The sequence below is a fragment of the Vibrio tasmaniensis genome (assembly GCF_024347635.1).
GTDB classification, from domain to species: domain Bacteria; phylum Pseudomonadota; class Gammaproteobacteria; order Enterobacterales; family Vibrionaceae; genus Vibrio; species Vibrio tasmaniensis.
On record NZ_AP025510.1, the window covers coordinates 2,689,700 to 2,710,310 of the forward strand.

Annotated in this window: 13 protein-coding genes and 1 other annotated feature; of the genes, 5 read left to right on the forward strand and 8 right to left on the reverse strand. The window is 44.9% G+C overall.

The window, feature by feature from the left end; genetic code table 11:
- The first annotated feature begins 103 nt into the window (after positions 1-103).
- Entirely contained in the window at positions 104-481 is a 378-nt protein-coding gene (gene grcA / locus OCV44_RS12045; RefSeq protein WP_139683852.1) for an autonomous glycyl radical cofactor GrcA, read from the forward strand.
- A 78-nt stretch (positions 482-559) separates the two neighbouring features.
- On the opposite strand, the gene thrC is transcribed toward grcA, so the two are convergent.
- From thrC to thrA, 3 genes are read right to left on the reverse strand one after another with little or no spacing between them, the layout of a single operon-like run.
- Complete coding sequence (gene thrC / locus OCV44_RS12050) at positions 560-1,843, reverse strand: threonine synthase (protein WP_017098329.1); 1,284 nt, start codon at positions 1,841-1,843, stop codon at positions 560-562.
- Complete coding sequence (gene thrB / locus OCV44_RS12055) at positions 1,840-2,796, reverse strand: homoserine kinase (protein WP_009848413.1); 957 nt, start codon at positions 2,794-2,796, stop codon at positions 1,840-1,842. Before thrB ends, thrC begins: the two co-directional genes overlap by 4 nt.
- A gap of 17 nt (positions 2,797-2,813) precedes the next feature.
- Positions 2,814-5,273: a bifunctional aspartate kinase/homoserine dehydrogenase I gene (gene thrA, locus OCV44_RS12060; RefSeq protein ID WP_139683851.1), complete on the reverse strand. Its 2,460-nt coding sequence runs from the start codon at positions 5,271-5,273 to the stop codon at positions 2,814-2,816.
- 29 nt (positions 5,274-5,302) lie between these two features.
- Positions 5,303-5,421, reverse strand: a sequence feature (Thr leader region).
- A 317-nt stretch (positions 5,422-5,738) separates the two neighbouring features.
- Here thrA and OCV44_RS12065 point away from each other — a divergent pair.
- Positions 5,739-6,215, forward strand: coding sequence for a ribonuclease regulator (locus tag OCV44_RS12065; RefSeq protein WP_139683850.1), 477 nt, complete (start codon positions 5,739-5,741; stop codon positions 6,213-6,215).
- Positions 6,216-6,244: 29 nt separating this feature from the next.
- Here OCV44_RS12065 and OCV44_RS12070 read toward each other — a convergent pair whose 3' ends face one another.
- The gene (locus tag OCV44_RS12070) at positions 6,245-6,730 is read right to left on the reverse strand and encodes a putative 4-hydroxy-4-methyl-2-oxoglutarate aldolase (RefSeq protein WP_017098326.1); all 486 of its coding nucleotides are present in this window, start codon (positions 6,728-6,730) and stop codon (positions 6,245-6,247) included.
- 577 nt (positions 6,731-7,307) lie between these two features.
- On the opposite strand from OCV44_RS12070, the gene arcA reads away from it, so the two are divergent.
- Entirely contained in the window at positions 7,308-8,024 is a 717-nt protein-coding gene (gene arcA / locus OCV44_RS12075) for a two-component system response regulator ArcA (protein ID WP_004741534.1), read from the forward strand.
- Between the two features lie 170 nt (positions 8,025-8,194).
- Here arcA and OCV44_RS12080 read toward each other — a convergent pair whose 3' ends face one another.
- The 4 genes from OCV44_RS12080 to OCV44_RS12095 form a co-directional block, all read right to left on the reverse strand.
- Positions 8,195-8,638: a hypothetical protein gene (locus OCV44_RS12080; RefSeq protein WP_012603236.1), complete on the reverse strand. Its 444-nt coding sequence runs from the start codon at positions 8,636-8,638 to the stop codon at positions 8,195-8,197.
- A gap of 7 nt (positions 8,639-8,645) precedes the next feature.
- Positions 8,646-11,033, reverse strand: a complete 2,388-nt coding sequence (gene arcB / locus OCV44_RS12085; RefSeq protein WP_139683849.1) for an aerobic respiration two-component sensor histidine kinase ArcB — start codon at positions 11,031-11,033, stop codon at positions 8,646-8,648.
- Positions 11,034-11,263: 230 nt separating this feature from the next.
- Positions 11,264-13,015, reverse strand: coding sequence for a sensor domain-containing diguanylate cyclase (locus OCV44_RS12090; RefSeq protein WP_139683848.1), 1,752 nt, complete (start codon positions 13,013-13,015; stop codon positions 11,264-11,266).
- Positions 13,016-13,107: 92 nt separating this feature from the next.
- Entirely contained in the window at positions 13,108-14,061 is a 954-nt protein-coding gene (locus OCV44_RS12095; RefSeq protein WP_139683847.1) for a TIGR01212 family radical SAM protein, read from the reverse strand.
- Between the two features lie 532 nt (positions 14,062-14,593).
- On the opposite strand from OCV44_RS12095, the gene gltB reads away from it, so the two are divergent.
- Entirely contained in the window at positions 14,594-19,141 is a 4,548-nt protein-coding gene (gene gltB / locus OCV44_RS12100) for a glutamate synthase large subunit (RefSeq protein ID WP_135382880.1), read from the forward strand.
- The gene (locus tag OCV44_RS12105; RefSeq protein WP_139683846.1) at positions 19,141-20,610 is read left to right on the forward strand and encodes a glutamate synthase subunit beta; all 1,470 of its coding nucleotides are present in this window, start codon (positions 19,141-19,143) and stop codon (positions 20,608-20,610) included. Before gltB ends, OCV44_RS12105 begins: the two co-directional genes overlap by 1 nt.
- The last annotated feature ends 1 nt before the right edge of the window (position 20,611 follow it).

The window sequence follows — 20,611 nt, forward strand, 5'->3', positions numbered from 1 at the left end:
ATCAATATTAAACTACCACAAACTAGGTATATATTACTCAGCTCAATAAAATTCGAAAGTTAACACCATAATCAAACCACATAAAGTGGACTAGGAGATAGTTATGATCCAAGGTATTCAAATTACTAAAGCAGCAAACGACGACCTACTAAACTCAATCTGGCTACTAGACAACGAGAAGAACGAAGCTCGTTGTGTTGTTGCTACATCTGGTTTTGAAGCAGACCAAGTTATCTCAGCAGCAGACCTAGGCGAATACGAAAGCCGTGAAGTTGCTATCGAAGCAGCACCACGCATCGAAGGTGGTCAACACCTAAACGTTAACGTTCTTAAGCGTGAAACACTAGAAGATGCAGTTGCTCACCCAGAGAACTACCCACAGCTAACTATCCGTGTATCGGGTTACGCTGTACGTTTCAACTCTCTAACAACTGAACAGCAACGTGACGTTATCGCACGTACGTTCACTGAGTCTCTATAATTTTTAGAGCTTGAATTAGAATACAAAAACGGCGCTCATTGAGCGCCGTTTTTATTTGTTCAACAATACCGACGTACGTTACGGTTGAACTCGACGAAGCACTGCTTTTAGCGCTTCAAAATCGTTATCTAGATCTTCAGACAACAACTCCATCACCGCGTGTTTTGCTAGCGGACCAGGAAGTTCAATGTCAGTACCTAAGATGTCATCAACCACTTCTTTGAATTTCGCAGGGTGTGCCGTACATAAGAACAGGCCTGTCTCGTTCTCTTGCAGTTGCTCTTCCAATAGACGGTAAGCAATCGCACCATGAGGTTCACATAGGTAACCTTGAGCTTTTAGATCACGTACTGATTCAGCACTCTGCTCATCAGATACTTTACCTTTACCCAAAGTATCCAGTCCCCAACCTTTCAGTTGGCAAAGCTCTTCGATACGTGGCCAGTTGTTTGGTTGGCTCACATCCATCGCGTTCGATGTTGTCGCAACCGTTGGTTTTGGATCCCATTGACCTGTTTCTAGGTAACGAGGAACCGTGTCATTTTCGTTGGTAGCTGCAATGAAGCGTTTAACTGGTAAGCCTAGCGCTTTCGCTAATAGACCCGCAGTTAGGTTACCAAAGTTACCACTTGGTACAGAGATAACCAGATTTTCACGTTGCTCTTTGGTTAGCTGAGAAGCCGCCTCAAAGTAGTAACAGATCTGAGCCATCAAACGGCTGATGTTGATTGAGTTTGCTGAGTTCAAGCCAATCTCTTTGCGCAGTTCAGCGTCGTCAAACGCGTCTTTTACTAGTGCCTGACACGCATCAAAATCGCCATCAATCGCTACAGTATGAATGTTCTTACCTAACGTACAGAATAGCTTTTCTTGCAGTGGGCTGATCTTGCCTTTCGGATATAGGATAACAACGTTGATGTTTTCCATGCCGTAGAATGCGTGTGCAACCGCAGCGCCAGTATCACCCGATGTAGCCGTTAAGATAGTGATTTGACCGCCATCAGAAACCGCAGCCAAAGATTGAGCCATAAAACGGCCACCGAAATCTTTAAATGCTAACGTTGGACCGTGAAACAGTTCAAGTGCGTAAACGCCGTCTTTCACTTGGTTGATCGGTGCTGGGAATTGGAATGCCGCATCCACTAGTTGATCAATCTGCTCTTTTGGTAACTCATCACCAATTAGGGCAGAAAGAATCTTTGAACTACGAGGGACAAAGTCCTCTGCAAGTAGTGCATCGATGTCATCGAACTTAGGCAGCTCTGATGGGAAAAATAGACCTTGGTTACGGCCTAGACCTTGACGAACGGCTTGGCCAAAAGAGACTTGCTCATCGTTTTCTTTGATGTTGTACAGCTTCATAACTCACTTCCTGTAACGATCGAACCTTGTTTATCTAAGCGACAAACGTGGACGAATCCTTCTTCATTTTGTACGTAATTTTGTTCTAACCAGCGTGCAACACGCTCGGCGACATCTTGTTCTTTGCAAATGCTAAATAGCGTAGGGCCACTACCAGAAATTCCAGTAGCTAATGCTCCTGCTGACGTTGCATATTTACGTGCATCAGCAAACCCTGGAAGCAGTTTCTCACGATATGGTTCAGCAATCACGTCTTTGATCATCTTAGCGGCTAGCTCCGGCTGACCAGAGTGACAAGCATGAATAAAGCCCGCTAAATGACGACCATGGGCAATCACATCTTGACGGCGATACTGAGAAGGCAAGATCTCTCGCGCTTCGGCCGTTGAAACCTTGATGCCCGGGTAAGCCATTACCCAATACCAATCGTCAAAACATGGAACCTCTTGGCTAATAATTCCTAATTCTTCAAGCATAAGCTGCACACCACCAAGGTAACATGGCGCAACGTTATCGTAGTGGATACCACCTGAAATCTTACCTTCCATTTCACCCATCAGAGCAAGCAGTTCAGTTTCATTCAACGGTTGGCCATGAAAACGGTTCAAGGCATCAAGCGCCGCGACAATTGAACATGCACTTGATCCTAAACCAGAGCCGATAGGCATGTTCTTCTCTAGCGTCATCTCTAGAGACTTAACTGAGATACCTTTCTTGTCTAACTCGCGAGAGAACACAACCCAGCAGTCGTAGACAATATTTTCTTTGGTTTCAGTTGGCAGCTTAGAAACAAAGCTGCCTGCTGTTTTTAGCGAGAATGGTTCATCACCGGCTTTAACCATTACTCGGTCACCAAGCAATGTGCCATCCACTGGAGACACAGCGGCCCCCAGCACATCAAAACCTACACTGACATTGCCGATTGATGCAGGAGCATAAACGACAACATCCATATCACTTGAACTCATTCCTAAACTCCTAATTTCCAACCAAGAGTACGCATCACATCAGAGAATACGCCTGCTGCTGTAACTTCAGTACCTGCACCGTAGCCACGCAGAACGAGTGGGATTGGCTGGTAGTAACGGCTGTAGAATGCCAGAGCGTTCTCGCCATCTTTAATCTTAAACATTGGGTCATCGCCATCAACAGCTGCGATACGAACCTTACATTTACCTTCAGCGATCTCACCCACATAACGAAGTACTTTGCCTTCTTCTGCTGCGATAGCTGACTGCTCTTTGAAGTATGCATCCGCTTCTGGCAAGCGAGCCATGAACTCGTCAACCGTACCTGAATCATCAAAACCCGGTGGCAATGCTTGGTCAACTTCAACATCTTCAAGCTCAAGTGCCATACCCGCTTCACGAGCAAGAATAAGCAGCTTACGCGCAACGTCCATACCAGACAGATCATCACGAGGATCCGGCTCAGTGAAGCCGTTATCTTTAGCAATGTTGGTTGCTTGGCTGAGTGTCATACCCTCATCAAGCTTACCGAAAATGTAAGACAGTGAACCAGAAAGAATGCCGTTGAACTTCTCAAGCTCATCACCTGCAGAGATTAGGTTCTGTAAGTTTTCGATTACGGGTAGACCTGCGCCTACTGTTGTCTCGTACATCAACTTACGACGAGAGTTACGTGCCACTTCACGAAGCTGATGGTAGTAAGCCATGCTTGCCGTGTTGGCTTTTTTGTTTGGTGTTACAACATGGAAACCAGCCGCTAGGAAATCAGCGTATTGCCCCGCAATACCTTCGCTAGACGTACAATCAACCAACACAGGGTTGATGATGTGGTTACGTTGAACAAGTGCCGCTAAACGCGCTAGGCTAAACTCTTCTGTCGCACTCGACATACGATCACGCCACTGTTCTAGCGGTAGACCGTCGCTGTCTAGCAGCAAGCCTTTGCTGTTTGCTAAACCACATACGCGAATCACGATGCCTTTTTCAGCCAGTTTGCCTTGTTGACGTTGGATCTGGTCAACAAGCTCACCACCAACACCGCCAACACCGACAACGAAGACGTCAAGGAAGTGCTTAGAATTGAATAGGTTTTCGTGACACGCTTTGATTGCTTCTGAGATTTTATCTTCCGGGATAACCGCAGAGATAGCGCGCTCTGAAGAGCCTTGAGCAATAGCGACGATGTTAACATTCACTTCAGCCAAAGAAGAGAAGAACTGAGAAGCGACACCACGTGAAGTACGCATACCGTCACCCACCAGCGTCACAATCGCAACATCATCCATGAACTCAACTGGCTCTAATAGGCCATCTTTAAGTTCAAGTTCAAACGCGTCTGACAACACTTGCTTCGCTTTCACTTTGTCAGCCGATTCAATACAGAAGCTGATGCTGTACTCAGAAGAAGATTGAGTAATAAGGACAATAGAAACGCCTGCAGAAGACATCGCGCCGAATACACGACTCGCCATGCCTACCATGCCCTTCATGCCCGGGCCTGATACGTTAACCATCGTTAGGTCACTTAGCGTAGTGATACCTTTGATCGCTAGGTTATCTTCCCCAGTGTCTTGGCCAATCAAAGTGCCTGCACCCTGTGGGTTGAAGCTATTTTTGATCAAGCATGGAATATGGAATTGTGCGATAGGTGCGATTGTTTTCGGGTGTAGAACTGAAGCACCGAAGTAAGAAAGCTCCATCGCTTCTTGGTAGCTAAGTGATTTAAGAAGACGGGCATCATCCACTAAGCGAGGATCACAGTTGTAAACACCATCGACGTCAGTCCAAATCTCACAGCAATCAGCACGTAGACATGCCGCTAGAACTGCAGCTGAGTAGTCAGAGCCGTTACGGCCAAGCGTTACTAGCTCGCCTTTTTCATTACCAGCAGTAAAGCCCGGCATGATATTTACGTGACCTTTAGGAAGCGGTGATTGGCGGAAGTTCTGAGTTGAAATGTCCACATCCACCATAGCTTCAAGATGATCACCTTGAGCATAGAGGTATTCCACAGGGTCAATCAGGCTTGCTGGTTGGCCTTTCGCTTCCAGCACCGCTTTCATTAGCTGGATTGAAACTCGCTCACCTTTACTAATGATGCGAGCATTTACGTGATTCGGACACATGCCCAGTAGGTTAATACCATTCACGAACTGCTTAAGTTGAGCAAGAGAGGTATCGACTTGCTCTTGAAACGCAGAGCCATCTACTGACGGCAATACCGCTTGAATCTCTGCAAACAGCGCAGAAAATGATGATTCGATCTCTGAAATCTGTGTGTCAGCTTCACCGTTTTTTAGTGCAGCTTCAATAACAGCGACCAACTTATTGGTTGTTTTTCCTGGAGCCGATAGTACAACGGCTAGCTCTTCTTGCTGGGCATTATTAGCGATGATATCAGCCGCTCGTAAAAAACGATCTGCATCAGCTAATGATGAACCTCCAAACTTTAAAACGCGCATCCCTTTCTCCATAAGTCATAAAAATGGTACAAAAAAAGGCCTGTATCTTGTTGGATACAGGCCTTTTTTTTAAAATCCGTTACTTAGCAGCCTGCCCCAACAATGTGAATGTCGGTAATAATAATGGTGGTGGTCATTACTATGTGGCTTACATGCTGCATATCAAATTCTCTGCTTGTGCTTTACTCTACGTGTATCAATTTTTACTACTATGCGTCAATGAAAAGTTGCGTTTTTTTTACATTCACACCGTTTTTCAGAGCAAACCTTCATTTAAGAGATAAAACACCCTGCATCAACCTGCCATTCAGAGACTGGATTAACTCATCAAACAAACAGAAGTAATCAGTTGCATATATAGTCATAACAAAATGCTCTATCGATAGTACAGCGAACATACAAGTCCTGTGCTTTAATTGAACAATAACGTTCGAAAAACAATAATAATGACATCAGGAGTGGGAAATGAAGAGATTAGTTATTCTTTTAGTCTTTGCTATGCCTGTTGTTTGTTCAGCTAACAGTTTACCGCTACTGAGCAGTTTGCCTTTGCTCCCAAGTCAAATCGATAGCTCTGCCCATAAGTTTTTTATCTCCACGCAAAGTACATCGAGTGAAAGCTTTGATACTTGGACAGTAGACAGTGGTTATTCTTATAGCTTGTTTTCTGATGTGGATCTTTATGTCGGTACACGAATCAACACTGCTGCACTGAAATATGAGAGTGGATTCTTGAGTGGTGTTAGTTATCAGTTTTCCGAAAGAGTCTCTTTCAACAGCTCTCTACACACCTATAACAATGAAACAGAAGACAGTGATAAATCGGTAGCCGCAGAGCTTTCCAGCCGCGTGCAGCTAACCGACAATCTAGATATGCATGCCACCCTTGATTATGAAGAGTGGCAACAAGGTGTTGAGGTAGGATTAGGGTTTCGCTTCTAATCTATCCCACTTCTTTATCGATGAGCCCGTTAAGATTCAATCAACAATTCCGTTGAAATTAACACACCATTCCAATCGGCATAAATGTAATCACCGGGCTGAATCAGTTGATTGTGTATAGAGAGCGTCACATTCACTTGCCCAACACCGTGCTTCTCGGTTTTAAATGGAGAGGCTCCGAGAGCTTGAATACCAAGATCCATCTGCGCCATCATCGCAACATCACGCACCGCACCATTCACAATGACGCCTTCCCAACCATTTTCGATGGCTAGAATAGCCAATTGGTCGCCAAGTAACGCTTTTTGACACGAGCCATTACCGTCTACAACGAGTACTTTGCCGCAGCCATCGGTCTCTAAAACCTCACGAACCTTGGAATTATCGTGATAACAACGAACTGTTACAATTTTCCCCCAGAACGCACCACGCTGGCCGAAGTTCTGTAATGGCATATTCAGTAGCGTGACTTTGCTTTCAAACTCATCACATAAGTCAGGTGTTATATCGTGCATATATCCTCCGTGAGTAAGGCAAACCTATTAAGTCAGGTGAGCCTCTATGCTTTTATATATTATTAAAATTAATCCTTTGTTTTCATTGCTCTATGCCCAATTTAATACGAAATAAAAGTTGATTGAGCATATTTATCTACTAGACTCTAAGGATAGCTTTCAGCTTCCTTGGTTCATAGTCCGGTCTTTAGCAAGCAAGATGTGCGAAACATCTCGAATAATCATTCTTATTTTGGTGCTAAATAGTCACCATAACATTGGTTAAGTTGTAGCCATACTATTAAAGTTTGTTGCGATACGGCAATTGATGTAAATCAACAAAGTGAATGGAATTAACATTCTCGCGTTGTTAGCATGCTGTTAACATTATAGAATCCTCTTAAATCACTAAAAGAATGATTGAAAGGCGTACTGGATCTACGTTATTGGGCAATACTTCAAGGAAGGCAGATAGCTGGAAGTAAGTGTTTTTTTGAAAACTTTAAGTTATCATCAAAATTACATTACCTGTATGTTATGTTTTTGCCTAGAATTTATTCTATTAGCACAGTTTCGTCACAAATTTAGGTACCGCCAAATGCAAACCCCGCAGATTCTTATCGTTGAAGATGAGCAAGTAACTCGTAACACTCTAAAGAGTATTTTTGAAGCAGAGGGATATGCTGTTTTTGAGGCTAGCGACGGTGAAGAGATGCACCAAGTGCTATCTGACAACCAAGTTAACCTTGTAATTATGGACATCAACCTTCCAGGTAAGAATGGCCTACTACTTGCGCGTGAACTACGTGAGCAAGCAAATGTAGCGCTTATGTTCTTAACTGGTCGTGATAATGAAGTTGATAAGATCCTTGGCCTAGAAATCGGCGCAGATGACTACATCACTAAGCCTTTCAACCCTCGTGAACTGACTATTCGTGCACGTAACCTTCTTAACCGTTCAATGAGCACAAGCTCTGTTCAAGAAGAAAAGCGTAGCGTTGAGAAGTACGAGTTCAATGGTTGGGTACTAGATATCAACAGTCGTTCTCTGGTTAGCCCAGATGGCGAAGGCTACAAGCTACCTCGTTCAGAGTTCCGTGCTCTACTTCACTTCTGTGAGAACCCAGGTAAGATCCAAACACGTGCAGACCTTCTTAAGAAGATGACTGGCCGTGAGCTTAAGCCACACGATCGTACTGTAGACGTAACAATCCGTCGTATTCGTAAGCACTTTGAATCTGTTTCTGGTACGCCAGAAATCATCGCGACGATTCACGGTGAAGGCTACCGCTTTTGTGGTGACCTAGAAGACTAATTCGATTCGCGCTTCTGGCCGTTTAGTTCTTGCCGTCGATTAGCACTTCTAAACCGATAGCACTTCTAACCAGTTAGTACTTCTAGCAATCGAAGCGTGATCAATCGTTATTAAAAAGGGAGAATGCCAACGCATTCTCCCTTTTTTATTGTTCATTGTTCGCTAAGGCTTTAGTAAACCGTATCTACCTTAACGTCTTTCTCGACTAACCACTTCACGGTTTCGCCATCTTTGAGTTCAATCGCAACATCAACAGGCTTATCACTGTCGATCTCTAACTGCCATACAAAAGCAACTTCCCACTGCGTTTCACTGTGTGTTCTTAAATCTAGATCGTCAGCTGTTACCAACAAGGTATCTGCACCCTGTTTAACCGTCACACTCTCAACCGCAAGTGTTGCTGGTAATTGTGAGTCAGATTCTAGGTAGATAGCACCATGTAGAGTCTTATCTTGAGCCTCCCCAATCGTAGGCATTTTGTTGTGCCACAGGTTGCTTTTCATTGTGACTGTCGCTGCAGATACTTCGACTTGATTGTCTTGCTGCCATTCAACTTGTGGTGCAGAACAACCCGCTAATGCCACAACGCATGCGGCGAATGCTAATTTTTTCATTATTCTTCTACCTTTGATTTAACCAACTCTTTAAGACTTCAATATCATTTTGGTATTCGTTATTTATTTCATCAACCCAATCTGAAATGTTCTCCCACCACGCAGGCATATCTGGAGATTGAGCTTTCTGAGCAACTTGCTGTATGCGTTTCAGGCCAATGGAACCTGCTGCACCTTTAATCTTGTGTGCCTCAGAAACGATACTGTCTTGATCTTTCGCAACCATATTGGAATTCAATATTTCCATATATTCCGGCATCATATCTTCAAACATCACGATACTATCCAAAACAGGTTTCGACCCGACAATGTCAACATAAGACTCTAGCATATCAATATCAAGCAAAGTGGTATCAATCGTTGAAAGAGCCGGCTTACTCGCTGTTACTTTCTCAACACCTGCTACTTTTTCAACATCCTTTACTGTATCAATGCCCTCGGCTTTCTCAATAACCTCTGGGGCATCCTCAATCAACTCGCTGATGACATCCTGGATTGCACGAACCGACAGTGGTTTACTGATCGCTTCATCCATACCTTTCTGGAAATACTCTTGCTTATTGTTTAATACATTCGCGGTTAATGCCACCAAAGGCGGCAATTGGCTATATTTCTCGCGGTAGTATTGGGCAATGTCGAAACCAGTCATATCTGGTAACTGGATATCCAGTAATACCAAGTCATAATCTTTCGGGTTGAAAACGATTTGTGCCTCTTTACCCGTCATGACGACTGTCACTTCATGCCCTAGGCTTTCAAGTAAAGAACGAGCTACTGTGATATTGAGCTCAATGTCTTCGACCATGAAAATCTTAAGGTTGGACTGCTTTCTTGGCGTTTTGATCAAAGCCTGAGTATCGTGATTAACTGGAACTCGAATCGAAACCGTAAAGGTACTACCAAAACCCTCTTCACTGGTGACTTCAATGTGACCATCCATCATATTGATCAGCTGTTGAGATACAGCAAGACCAATTCCGGTACCGACAGCGTGTAAATTGTCTGTTCCCGATTTCACCTGATAGTACATCGCGAAGATCTTCTCGATTTCACTTTCAGGGATACCAATCCCGGTATCTTCTACTTCCATCGTGATGTTAGCAAAATCGCCATCAATTTCAGCGCTGACCGTCATCACGACACCACCATCTTTGGTGAACTTCATCGCATTGCTTACAAGATTCCACAATACCTGTCTAAGACGAGTACCATCCACCTCAACTGCAGATGGGAGATCGGACAATCTTTCTAGATCAAACCTCAACCCTTTCTGCTCTGCCATTAACGCAGAAATGCTTTCGATCTCAACAACGAAATCTTCAAAATTGATAGGGGTTGGGAATAGCTCAAGCTTACGGCGGTCGAACTTATCCATGTCGATAATATCGTTAAAAATATTACCCAATGTTACCGCGCTCACCTTGATGGTTTGCATCTGCTTACGCTGCTCTGTCGTCAGCTGGCTATCCAATAACATGCGGCTCAAGCCGATGATGCCATTGAGCGGTGTTCTTAGCTCGTGGCTAATGGTTGAGATAAAGGTGGTCTTATCGCGGCTGGCTTTCTCTAGTGATTCTTGGTGCTCTTTACGCTCGGTAATATCACGACCAAAACCAACCAAGCCAAGGTGGCGACCATCTTTACTGTAGAAAGGCACCTTACGCAGTTCGAAGTAACTCTTACGTCCATCTGGGTATTCAAGCCATTGGTCATAGGTCAAAGCTTGGTTGTCAGCAAAGACTTTCTTATCAGTTTCAACAACTTGTTGAGCGACCTCTTTGCTGTAAACATCCCAAGGCGTCAAACCGACTAGCTCTTTTTCTGTTTTGCCCGTGAGTTCTTCAACCGCTCGGTTGCAACCAGAAAACACACCATCTTCATTGCGATAATAAATGAGGTCAGGCGAGGCGTCGATAAACGAGCGCAGCAGCGCCGTACGCTCTGCGAGTTCAAGCTGAGTTCGTTCACGCTGGAACACTTCATTCTCAAGATCATGCATTGCTTCTGCACGCGCTTCTTCCGCTTTTTCGCGATCTTCAATTTCTTGATTCAGTTTTTCAATATTGAGCTGCAGTTGATTGTTGAGTTCTTGATCTCGCTCTCGCATGTCGCCAAGCTTAGAGACCAGTTTCGCCAACCTTTGACGAGACTCTTCCAGCTGATCAACGACCACTGATAGAAAATAAACCGCCCAAGGCGTGATGACTAAACCGAAGAAAACCGAACGAACAATGTCGATGTCATCAACATTGCCTTTGAGTGCGAGGGTAATACCGACTTGCACAACAACAGCGAGAGCAACAAGCGCTAAGGCGAGTAAGATAGAAAAGCGGACAATCCCCAGTTTTACGAGTAGATCCACGTAATACTGAGCGAGATTTTTCATGGGTTTCATTTAGCGCTCCATGCGATAAGACTAGCTACATTCTACCCTGTTTGAAGATAGTAGGTAAGCTAGCTACATCACACGCAGCAAGAGATTCGCGGTAATATCGAAGGTTAATCAGCCAATATTTATACTAGCCAAGCAATATCAATACTAGCCAAACCACATAAATATTAACCAAGTAATATCAATGCTAAACAAGAAAAAGACGGAGTCACTAAATTACCCATTCTATAAAGTTAGTGAATAGAGTATGGATGCACTATCGAACGATTTCGACCATCAGATTTCGCTTGATATAACGCACTGTCAGCCAAGGCAACAGCAGACTCCATTTCGTCATCAGGCGTTGGTATATAAGAGACAATACCAATACTCACCGTGATGGAGTCAGACACAGTAGACTTCTCATGAGCGAGTCCTAGTTTTTGCACTTCATCATGAATTCGTTGAGCCACCATAAGCGCACCTTCTGTGGTTGTGTTCGGGAGAATAAAGCCAAACTCTTCACCACCATATCGAGCCACACAATCAGATGAACGGTTAAGCACCTGCTTGAATGCCTGAGAAACCTGAATCAGGGCATCGTCACCTTGTTGGTGTCCATAAAAGTCGTTATAGCCTTTAAAGAAATCGATGTCACACAGCATGATCGTCAACGGCAATTTCTCACGTACGTGATGATGCCACAATGTAGACAGCTGCTCATCGAAGCGACGTCGATTGGACACCTGAGTTAAACTGTCCATAAAACTGAGACGCTCAAGTTCAAGGTTAGCTTCTTCAAGCTTCTGTTCTGCGAGGTAACGTTCGGTGATATCACGCGCCATGATCAATACACCATTGGTACTCGATGCAGGATCCCTAAAGGGTGATTTGACTACGTCATACCAAGTAAACTCTCCATCACTTGAAACCAGTTTGTCGATGTAACGCAACGAGTTACCTTGATGAAGCACTTGGTGATCAGTCTCTGAGACGCGCATATAAATACTATTTGGTACTACGTCTTGTAGACGTTTACCCACTAAGTCACTGACTTCAGAAATACCCAACGCTGCCACAAATGGCTTATTACACGCCTGGTAAACCATATTTTCGTTGAAGATACCAATCGAGTCAGGGCTCGCTTCCAAGATGTTTTGTAAAATGGTGTCACGTTGTGCAAGTGCAACTTCAGTATCTTTACGCTTTTCCATTTCCCCACGCAGTTGTTGCTGCATGTCATGCCAATCCGTCACATCGTGACTTATCGAGAGCGTACCTATGGTTTCCCCACTTTGCGAGAGCAAGACACTTTGATAAGTTTCAAGGAGACACCCCTTACCATCTTGGTCTGTGGTCCATGATCGCTCACTGACGCGGCCTTTTAAGGCACCACTAGACACACTTAAAGTGCCCTCTTCAGGACGACCATGCCAAAACTTTTTAAACGCACGATTACTCGCGACCAATTCACCCTTTTGATCGATGACATAGACCAACTCAGATAATGAATCCAAAGCGGTACGAGCAACATTGAGATCACGAACCTCTTGGGAAAGCTCTTCGTTGGTACTTTTATAAGGAGAAGCATGTATCATCCAAGCCTTCCTACTTCTAAAGTGGATCTTACGACCCACCAAGTTGATCTTAAAAGATTCAAATTCAGAAAGAACCCAGGACGAGAGATACTCAAACGTTCGAGAGTTGATGTGATCAGTGAGGTAATGACGAAAACTATTCTCAGCTTCCACTGTAGGAAAACGAAAGTGAGTACCGATTTGGCGGATGCCAAGCAACTGCATGGCTTGGCGATTGGCGTACAAGATCTCGCCACTTCGGATGTCAACAAAATAAAGCGGTGAAGGCGTAGCGAGAAGAAGCTGTTCAATATGTGACTGGTAACGTAAATAAAAATGCCAGCAGATAAGACCTATCAGCAATAGAACAACGATATATATACCGTAGCCATACGCCCTATCCCATAACCAAGTCATTACCAGTTCCATCAGCTCTCAATCTATACTTATAAATTCTGTGAGGGAAATGTTACCACTATTTGTTGGTTTTATCTGCTGTTACCTACAGTCACCCATTCCTATCAATTGGTCGCGTTTAAAACAGGTTGTGTGTACTCGAATGCAAAGCCTGTTTTAATGCCTTGTGCGCCGGTTTTGTCAAGCGAACGACCAATCTCAGTCATCGCCAACCAGCGGTTCTCACACCATAAAGGGGAGAGTAATGTCGGGCGTCTCGCCGCAGAAGATACACGATGATAAACCACGTCCGCTGGTGTGCGTTGAATGATCTCACTCGCGATGTCAATGTACTCCTCAAGGCTTGGTGCTTCTAGCTTTCCTACCTTCCAGGCTTTAGCCATGGTACTGCCTTCAACAATATGAAGCCCGTGAAGCTTGATACCATCAGTGCCAGCCGCTAATACCTTATCTAGAGTTTCAAGGTTATCCGCTTTGGTTTCTTTGGGCAGGCCGACAATAAGGTGAGTACATACCTTGATTCCTAAAGCACGTGCGCGCTGGGTGATCGTTTCATACACAGTAAAATCGTGTCCGCGGTTAATTCGCTTGAGGGTTTTATCATTGGCTGTTTGCAGACCGAGCTCTAGCCAAATTTCGTAGCCTTGCTTAACGTATTCCGCGAGCAGATCGAGTACCGCATCCGGCACGCAGTCTGGTCTCGTGCCAACACAAAGGCCAACAATCTCTGCTCCGGGTGCTTTTAGAGCCTCTTCATACATATTCTTGAGTACCTGCACCTCAGCGTAAGTACTGGTGTACGCCTGAAAATAAGCAAGATACTTCTTGGCACGAGCGATTTCACCCGCACGAGCAGTTAATTGATCAGCAATACTTTGAACTTGAGTTTGTTCATCAGCAAAAGAAGCGACGTTGCAGAAGGTACAACCGCCACGGCCAATTGTCCCGTCTCGGTTTGGGCAACTAAATCCACCGTGAAGCGTTAGCTTGTGGACCTTTTCGCCATAACGGCGTTGGAGATCTTGGCCGATAGTATTAACTAACTCGTGTAATTGCATATTTTCAAAGCACTCAAGTAAATAAGAATGAATATCAGTCTTTTTTTTTGAAAAAAAATTACATCCCTGCAAAATTCGACCAATTAGTTTACTCAAGGATTTTTGCGAGCAACCTATCAAATATCAATAAACATGCAAAAAATAAGCTCTATTTGCCTAATGTTGCACATTTGTTAGGCATTAAATTCAAAACAAAACGAAAAAAATGGTCTACATCGGTTAACTTTCATTGCAATTCGCCTAGACAAAATTGTAGGATACTTACACATATTGGCTAATTCTGAGTGTTTACTTACATCGAAAACTTGCCAATAAGTCGGTGATATCCATACCCCACCTATATAAACCACTAGTTTGTGGTAAAAAATAAACGGATATCACTAAGGATTGTTTTTCTCGCAATACTTTTCCTGCGAGATACGGAAAGGATTCAAACCGCCAACACAGGCAGGTTTAGACTCATAAATATAAAAGGACAAGGCTGACTTTATACAAAAAAGTTGCGCCTAGATTTAACTGGAAGGATGTATCTATGGTAGATCAAGAGCAGAACTCACAGGGTCTGTATACTCCTGAATTGGAGCATGACGCTTGTGGTATCGGTTTTGTTGCGCATCTAAAGAATCGTAAATCTCATGATGTAGTAACTCAAGCACTCGATATGCTTGCACGTATGGAACACCGTGGCGGCCAAGGCTGTGATCCGTGTTCTGGTGATGGTGCAGGTATCCTGCTACAGAAGCCACACGAATTCTTACTAGAAGAAGCCGTAAAGCTTGGAATTAAACTGCCATCTTTTGAAAAATATGGTGTTGGTGTTGTACTTTTCCCTAAGGATGAATACAAACGTGCACAGTGTCGTGACATTCTAGAACGCAATGCACAGCGCCTTGAGTTAGAAGTTATCGGTTACCGTGAACTTCCAACTGACAATTCAATGATTGGTGCTGACCCACTAAGCACTGAACCTCAATTTGAACACGTATTTATTTCTGGCGGCCCTGGTATCACACCAGAAGAGCTTGAGCGTAAACTGTATGTTCTACGTAACTACACGGTTCGTGTATGCCTAGAAAGCGTGTCAAACATCGGTGACGACTTCTACATCAACTCTATGTCTTACAAGACATTAGTGTACAAAGGTCAGCTAACAACAGAACAAGTTCCTCAGTACTTCCTAGACCTGCAAAACCCAACTATGGTGACAGCTCTAGCACTTGTACACTCTCGTTTCTCTACCAATACATTCCCTCGTTGGCGTCTGGCTCAGCCTTTCCGTTACATCGCTCATAATGGCGAAATCAATACGGTTCGCGGCAATCTAAACTGGATGAAAGCACGTGAAGCAATCCTAGAGTCGGATCTGTTTACACAAGCTGAAATCGACATGCTGCTTCCTATCTGTCAGGAAGGCAGCTCGGATTCATCAAACTTCGATATGGCGCTTGAGCTACTTGTTCTTTCAGGTCGTACTCTGCCACACGCATTAATGATGATGATCCCTGAAGCATGGCAAGAAAACAAAAACATGGATCCAACTCGTCGTGCGTTCTACCAGTACCACGCGAACGTAATGGAACCATGGGATGGCCCAGCTTCTGTCTGCTTCACTGATGGAGTTCAAGTTGGTGCAACACTTGACCGTAACGGTCTACGTCCTTCTCGCTATACAGTAACGAAAGACGACTTCCTAGTGATGGCGTCTGAGTCTGGTGTTGTTGAGATCGCTCCCGAAAACGTTGAATACCGTGGTCGTTTACAACCAGGTCGTATATTCGTTGCTGACCTTGAACAAGGCCGCATCATTTCTGACGAAGAAGTGAAAGACGGTATTGCTAAAGCACAGCCCTACGAGAAGTGGGTTGAAGAGAACCTTCTGAGCTTGAAAAAGCTACCGGATGCGAACAACGAATTTAACCAACCTTCTCCAGAAAAGTTACTTCACAAACAACAATCGTTTGGTGTGAGCTCTGAAGAAGTAAACGAAATCATTCTACCTCTAGCGAAAACAGGCTACGAGCCACTTTCCGCAATGGGTGCTGACTGGCCGCTAGCGATTCTTTCTCATCAATCGCAGCACCTTTCAAACTACTTCAAGCAATTATTTGCACAAGTAACTAACCCGCCAATCGATCCGATTCGTGAGCGTATGGTTATGTCTCTGAACACTTACCTAGGTAAAGATCAGAACCTACTTGCTGAAACACCTGAACACTGTCAAAAAGTAGAACTTGAATCTCCTGTGCTATCTAACTCAGAATTAGAGAAGCTACGTGCAATCGATAACGAGCACCTTCAAGCGAAGACGCTGGATATCGTATTCCAAGCAAACGGAGACAATGGCAAGTTAGAGCGCGCACTTAAGCGTATCTGCCAATACGCAGAAGACGCCGTGATTGATGGCTACTCTATCATCCTACTGACAGACCGTGCGGTTAACTCTACCCACGCCGCTATTCCAGCAATGCTGGCAGTTGGCGCGGTTCACCATCACCTAATCCGTAAAGGACTACGTGCTAAGTGTGACATCGTGGTTGAAACGGGCGATGCTCGCGAGACACACCACTTTGCAACGCTTATCGGCTACGGTGCGAACGCAGTTAACCCATACCTAGTTATTGAAACGATTGTTGAACTGCAACGTACGAAGAAGCTAGATCCAAACGTACACCCGCGTGAGTTATTCGATAACTACCGTAAAGGTGTCAACGGCGGTTTACTGAAGATCTTCTCTAAGATGGGGATCTCTACGCTACAGTCTTACCACGGTGCACAAATCTTTGAAGCACTTGGTGTAAGCAAGTCAGTGGTTGAAAAATACTTCACGGGTACTGTTTCTCGTATCCAAGGTCTAACGATCGATGATATCGCACGAGAAGTGCTGGTTCGTCACCGAGTTGGTTACCCAGCTCGTGAAATCCCAGCTCAGATCCTTGATGTTGGCGGTGTTTACCAGTGGAAGCAACGTGGTGAGAAGCACCTATTCAACCCTGAAACGATTTCTCTACTTCAAGAATCGACGCGTAATAAAGATTACGGTCAGTTCAAGAAGTACGCAAAAGCAGTCGATGACCAAGGCGACAACGCAGCAACGCTACGTAGCCAACTGGACTTCATCAAGAACCCTGCTGGTTCCATTCCTCTTGCAGAAGTAGAACCCATCGAGAACATCCTTAAGCGTTTCGCAACAGGCGCAATGAGCTTTGGTTCAATCTCACATGAGGCTCACTCAACACTGGCTGTTGCAATGAACCGCATTGGCGCGAAATCAAACTCAGGCGAAGGTGGTGAAGATCCAGCTCGTTTCGAACGTAAAGAAAACGGTGACTGGGAACGTTCAGCAATCAAACAGGTGGCTTCTGGTCGCTTTGGTGTAACGTCTTACTACCTATCTAACGCTGATGAGCTGCAAATCAAGATGGCTCAAGGTGCGAAACCTGGCGAAGGTGGTCAACTACCTGGTGATAAGGTAGATGATTGGATCGGTGCAACACGTCACTCGACTCCGGGCGTAGGTCTTATCTCTCCACCGCCACACCACGATATCTACTCAATCGAAGATTTGGCTCAGCTGATCTACGATCTGAAAAACGCGAACCGTAACGGCCGTGTCAACGTGAAGCTAGTATCAGAAGCAGGCGTAGGTACGATTGCATCAGGTGTAGCAAAAGCGAAAGCTGATGTGGTACTTATCGCAGGTTTTGATGGTGGTACGGGTGCATCTCCGATGTCTTCTATCCGTCACACTGGTCTGCCTTGGGAACTGGGTCTAGCGGAAACGCACCAAACACTACTGAAAAACGGCCTACGTAACCGTATCGTTGTTCAGTCTGATGGTCAGATGAAAACACCACGTGACCTTGCAGTCGCAACGTTACTTGGCGCTGAAGAATGGGGCGTAGCAACAGCAGCTCTAGTGGTTGAAGGCTGTATCATGATGCGTAAGTGTCACAAGAATACATGTCCTGTTGGTATCGCAACACAGAACAAAACCCTGCGTGAGCGTTTCGACGGCCGCGTAGAAGACGTAGTAACGTTCTTCCAATACATGGCAGAAGGCCTACGAGAAGTAATGGCTGAACTTGGCTTCCGTTCTATCGACGAAATGGTTGGTCAATCGCACAAACTTAAAGTTCGTGATGACATCGGTCACTGGAAGTACAAGAACCTCGACCTAACACCTGTACTGCACATTGAGCAGGCGCGTGAAGACGACGGTATCTACAACCAGAGACAACAAAACCACAACCTAGAAGATGTTCTTGACCGTAAACTGATTCAAGCTGCCATTCCAGCTCTTGAGAAAGGCGAAGCCGTGAATGCGACCTTCCCTATAATCAACACGGACCGCTCTGCGGGTACGATGCTATCGAATGAAATTTCGAAAGTTTACAAAGATCAAGGTTTACCACAACCAATGAACGTTAAGTTCTACGGTAGTGCTGGTCAATCTTTCGGTGCGTTCCTTGCGAAAGGCGTAAAATTCGAAGTAGAAGGCGACGCGAACGATTACTGGGGTAAAGGTCTGTCTGGCGGTACCTTGGTACTGTACCCAGATGCGAAATCATCTATCGTTGCGGAAGATAATATCGTGGTCGGTAACGTATGTTTCTACGGTGCCACTTCTGGTGAATCTTTCATTCGCGGTATGGCTGGCGAACGTTTCTGTGTTCGTAACTCAGGTGCGAAGGTTGTAGTTGAAGGTGTTGGTGACCACGGTTGTGAATACATGACAGGTGGCGCGGCAATTATCCTTGGCTCAACGGGGCGTAACTTTGCTGCAGGTATGAGTGGCGGTGTCGCTTATGTTTGGGATAAAGCAGGCGACTTCGAAACCAAGCTCAACGCAGAACTTGTAGACTTAGATCCAATTGAACAAGAAGATAAAGATCTTCTACTAGATATGCTAACGAAGCATGTTGAATTCACAGGAAGTGAAGTTGCTCAGTCTTTCCTAGACAACTTTGAAGTAAGTGTCGCATCACTAGTTAAAGTAATGCCACGCGACTACAAAGCAGTTCTGGAGAAGCGTAAAGCTGAAGCACAACAGGCACAAACGGAAGAAGTGGAGGCAGTATAATGGGTAAGCCTACTGGATTTTTAGAACACGGTCGTGAGCTTCCAAAAAAGCTCGATCCGTCAGTTCGAATTGAAGACAACAAAGAGTTCGTACTTAACGAAGAGTTTGGTGAAAAGATCAGTACTCAAGCATCTCGTTGTATGGACTGTGGCGTACCTTTCTGTCACAACGGCTGTCCGATTGGTAACATCATCCCAGAATTCAATGATGCGGTTTACCGTGACAGCTGGGAAGAGGCTTGGAACATTCTAAGCTCTACCAACAACTTCCCTGAGTTTACAGGTCGTGTTTGTCCTGCTCCTTGTGAAAGTGCCTGTGTTCTTGGCATCAACCAAGACCCAATCACTATCTGTAATATCGAGAAAACGATTGTAGAAACTGCGTACCGTGAAGGGTACGCAAAGCCTAAGACACCACGCTCTCGCACAGGTAAAACTGTCGCGGTTATCGGTTCAGGTCCTGCTGGCTTAGCCGCCGCTGAACAGCTAAACAGCGCTGGTCACTCGGTAACGGTATTTGAACGTGACGAGAAAGTCGGTGGTCTACTTCGCTTCGGTATCCCAGATTTCAAACTGGGGATGGACGTAATTGATCGTAAGATCAACCTAATGGCTGAAGCTGGCGTTGAGTTTAAAGTAAACCAACATATCGGTGTTGATGTTAATGCTCAACAGCTACGCCAAGAGTTTGATGTGGTATTGCTAACGGGTGGTTCTACGGTTCCACGCGACTTACCAATCCCAGGTCGTGAGCTTAAAGGCGTTCATTTTGCCATGGAATTCCTTGGTCAAAACAACCGCCGTGCCAACGACTTAGATCTTAAAACAGAAGAGCTTCACGCTAAAGATAAGCACATTGTGGTTATCGGTGGTGGTGATACAGGTTCTGACTGTGTGGGCACATCAAACCGTCATAAAGCAGCAAGCATTACTCAGGTTGAGATCATGCCGATCCCACCAGAGAAACGCCCTGCAAATATGCCTTGGCCTCAATACCCAATGATCATGAAAACCACCACTTCTCACGAAGAAGGTTGTGAACGTCATTGGAACATCTTAACCAAAGAGTTCATCGGTAACGAACAAGGTCAAGTGACGGGTCTACGAATTGCTGACATCGTTTGGCAAGATGCAAAACCAGGCGAACGTCCAGGCTTTGATGAAGTAGCGAACTCTGAACGTGTTATTCCATGTGATATGGCGTTCCTTGCTATGGGCTTCTTACACCCAGAGCCAACGGGCGTGCTTGCTCAACTAGACATTAAACTGGACGAGCGCGGTAACGTCGCTTCTGAAGGTTTTGAGACTAATCAGAAAGGCGTTTTCGCTGCTGGTGATATGCGAACAGGTCAGTCTCTAGTTGTACGTTGTATTAATGAAGGTCGTGAATGTGCAATTGCCATTGATGACTTCTTAATGGGTAACTCAAACTTAGAAGCGAAAGCAGATTCACTCATGCTTTCCGCATAAT

Excerpts from the sequence above, each read along its gene's own strand:
- grcA (WP_139683852.1), top strand. The coding sequence starts at position 104 with ATGATCCAAGGTATTCAAATTACTAAAGCAGCAAACGACGACCTACTA.
- thrC (WP_017098329.1), bottom strand. The coding sequence starts at position 1,843 with ATGAAGCTGTACAACATCAAAGAAAACGATGAGCAAGTCTCTTTTGGC.
- thrB (WP_009848413.1), bottom strand. The coding sequence starts at position 2,796 with ATGGATGTTGTCGTTTATGCTCCTGCATCAATCGGCAATGTCAGTGTA.
- thrA (WP_139683851.1), bottom strand. The coding sequence starts at position 5,273 with ATGCGCGTTTTAAAGTTTGGAGGTTCATCATTAGCTGATGCAGATCGT.
- OCV44_RS12065 (WP_139683850.1), top strand. The coding sequence starts at position 5,739 with ATGAAGAGATTAGTTATTCTTTTAGTCTTTGCTATGCCTGTTGTTTGT.
- OCV44_RS12070 (WP_017098326.1), bottom strand. The coding sequence starts at position 6,730 with ATGCACGATATAACACCTGACTTATGTGATGAGTTTGAAAGCAAAGTC.
- arcA (WP_004741534.1), top strand. The coding sequence starts at position 7,308 with ATGCAAACCCCGCAGATTCTTATCGTTGAAGATGAGCAAGTAACTCGT.
- OCV44_RS12080 (WP_012603236.1), bottom strand. The coding sequence starts at position 8,638 with ATGAAAAAATTAGCATTCGCCGCATGCGTTGTGGCATTAGCGGGTTGT.
- arcB (WP_139683849.1), bottom strand. The coding sequence starts at position 11,033 with ATGAAACCCATGAAAAATCTCGCTCAGTATTACGTGGATCTACTCGTA.
- OCV44_RS12090 (WP_139683848.1), bottom strand. The coding sequence starts at position 13,015 with ATGGAACTGGTAATGACTTGGTTATGGGATAGGGCGTATGGCTACGGT.
- OCV44_RS12095 (WP_139683847.1), bottom strand. The coding sequence starts at position 14,061 with ATGCAATTACACGAGTTAGTTAATACTATCGGCCAAGATCTCCAACGC.
- gltB (WP_135382880.1), top strand. The coding sequence starts at position 14,594 with ATGGTAGATCAAGAGCAGAACTCACAGGGTCTGTATACTCCTGAATTG.
- OCV44_RS12105 (WP_139683846.1), top strand. The coding sequence starts at position 19,141 with ATGGGTAAGCCTACTGGATTTTTAGAACACGGTCGTGAGCTTCCAAAA.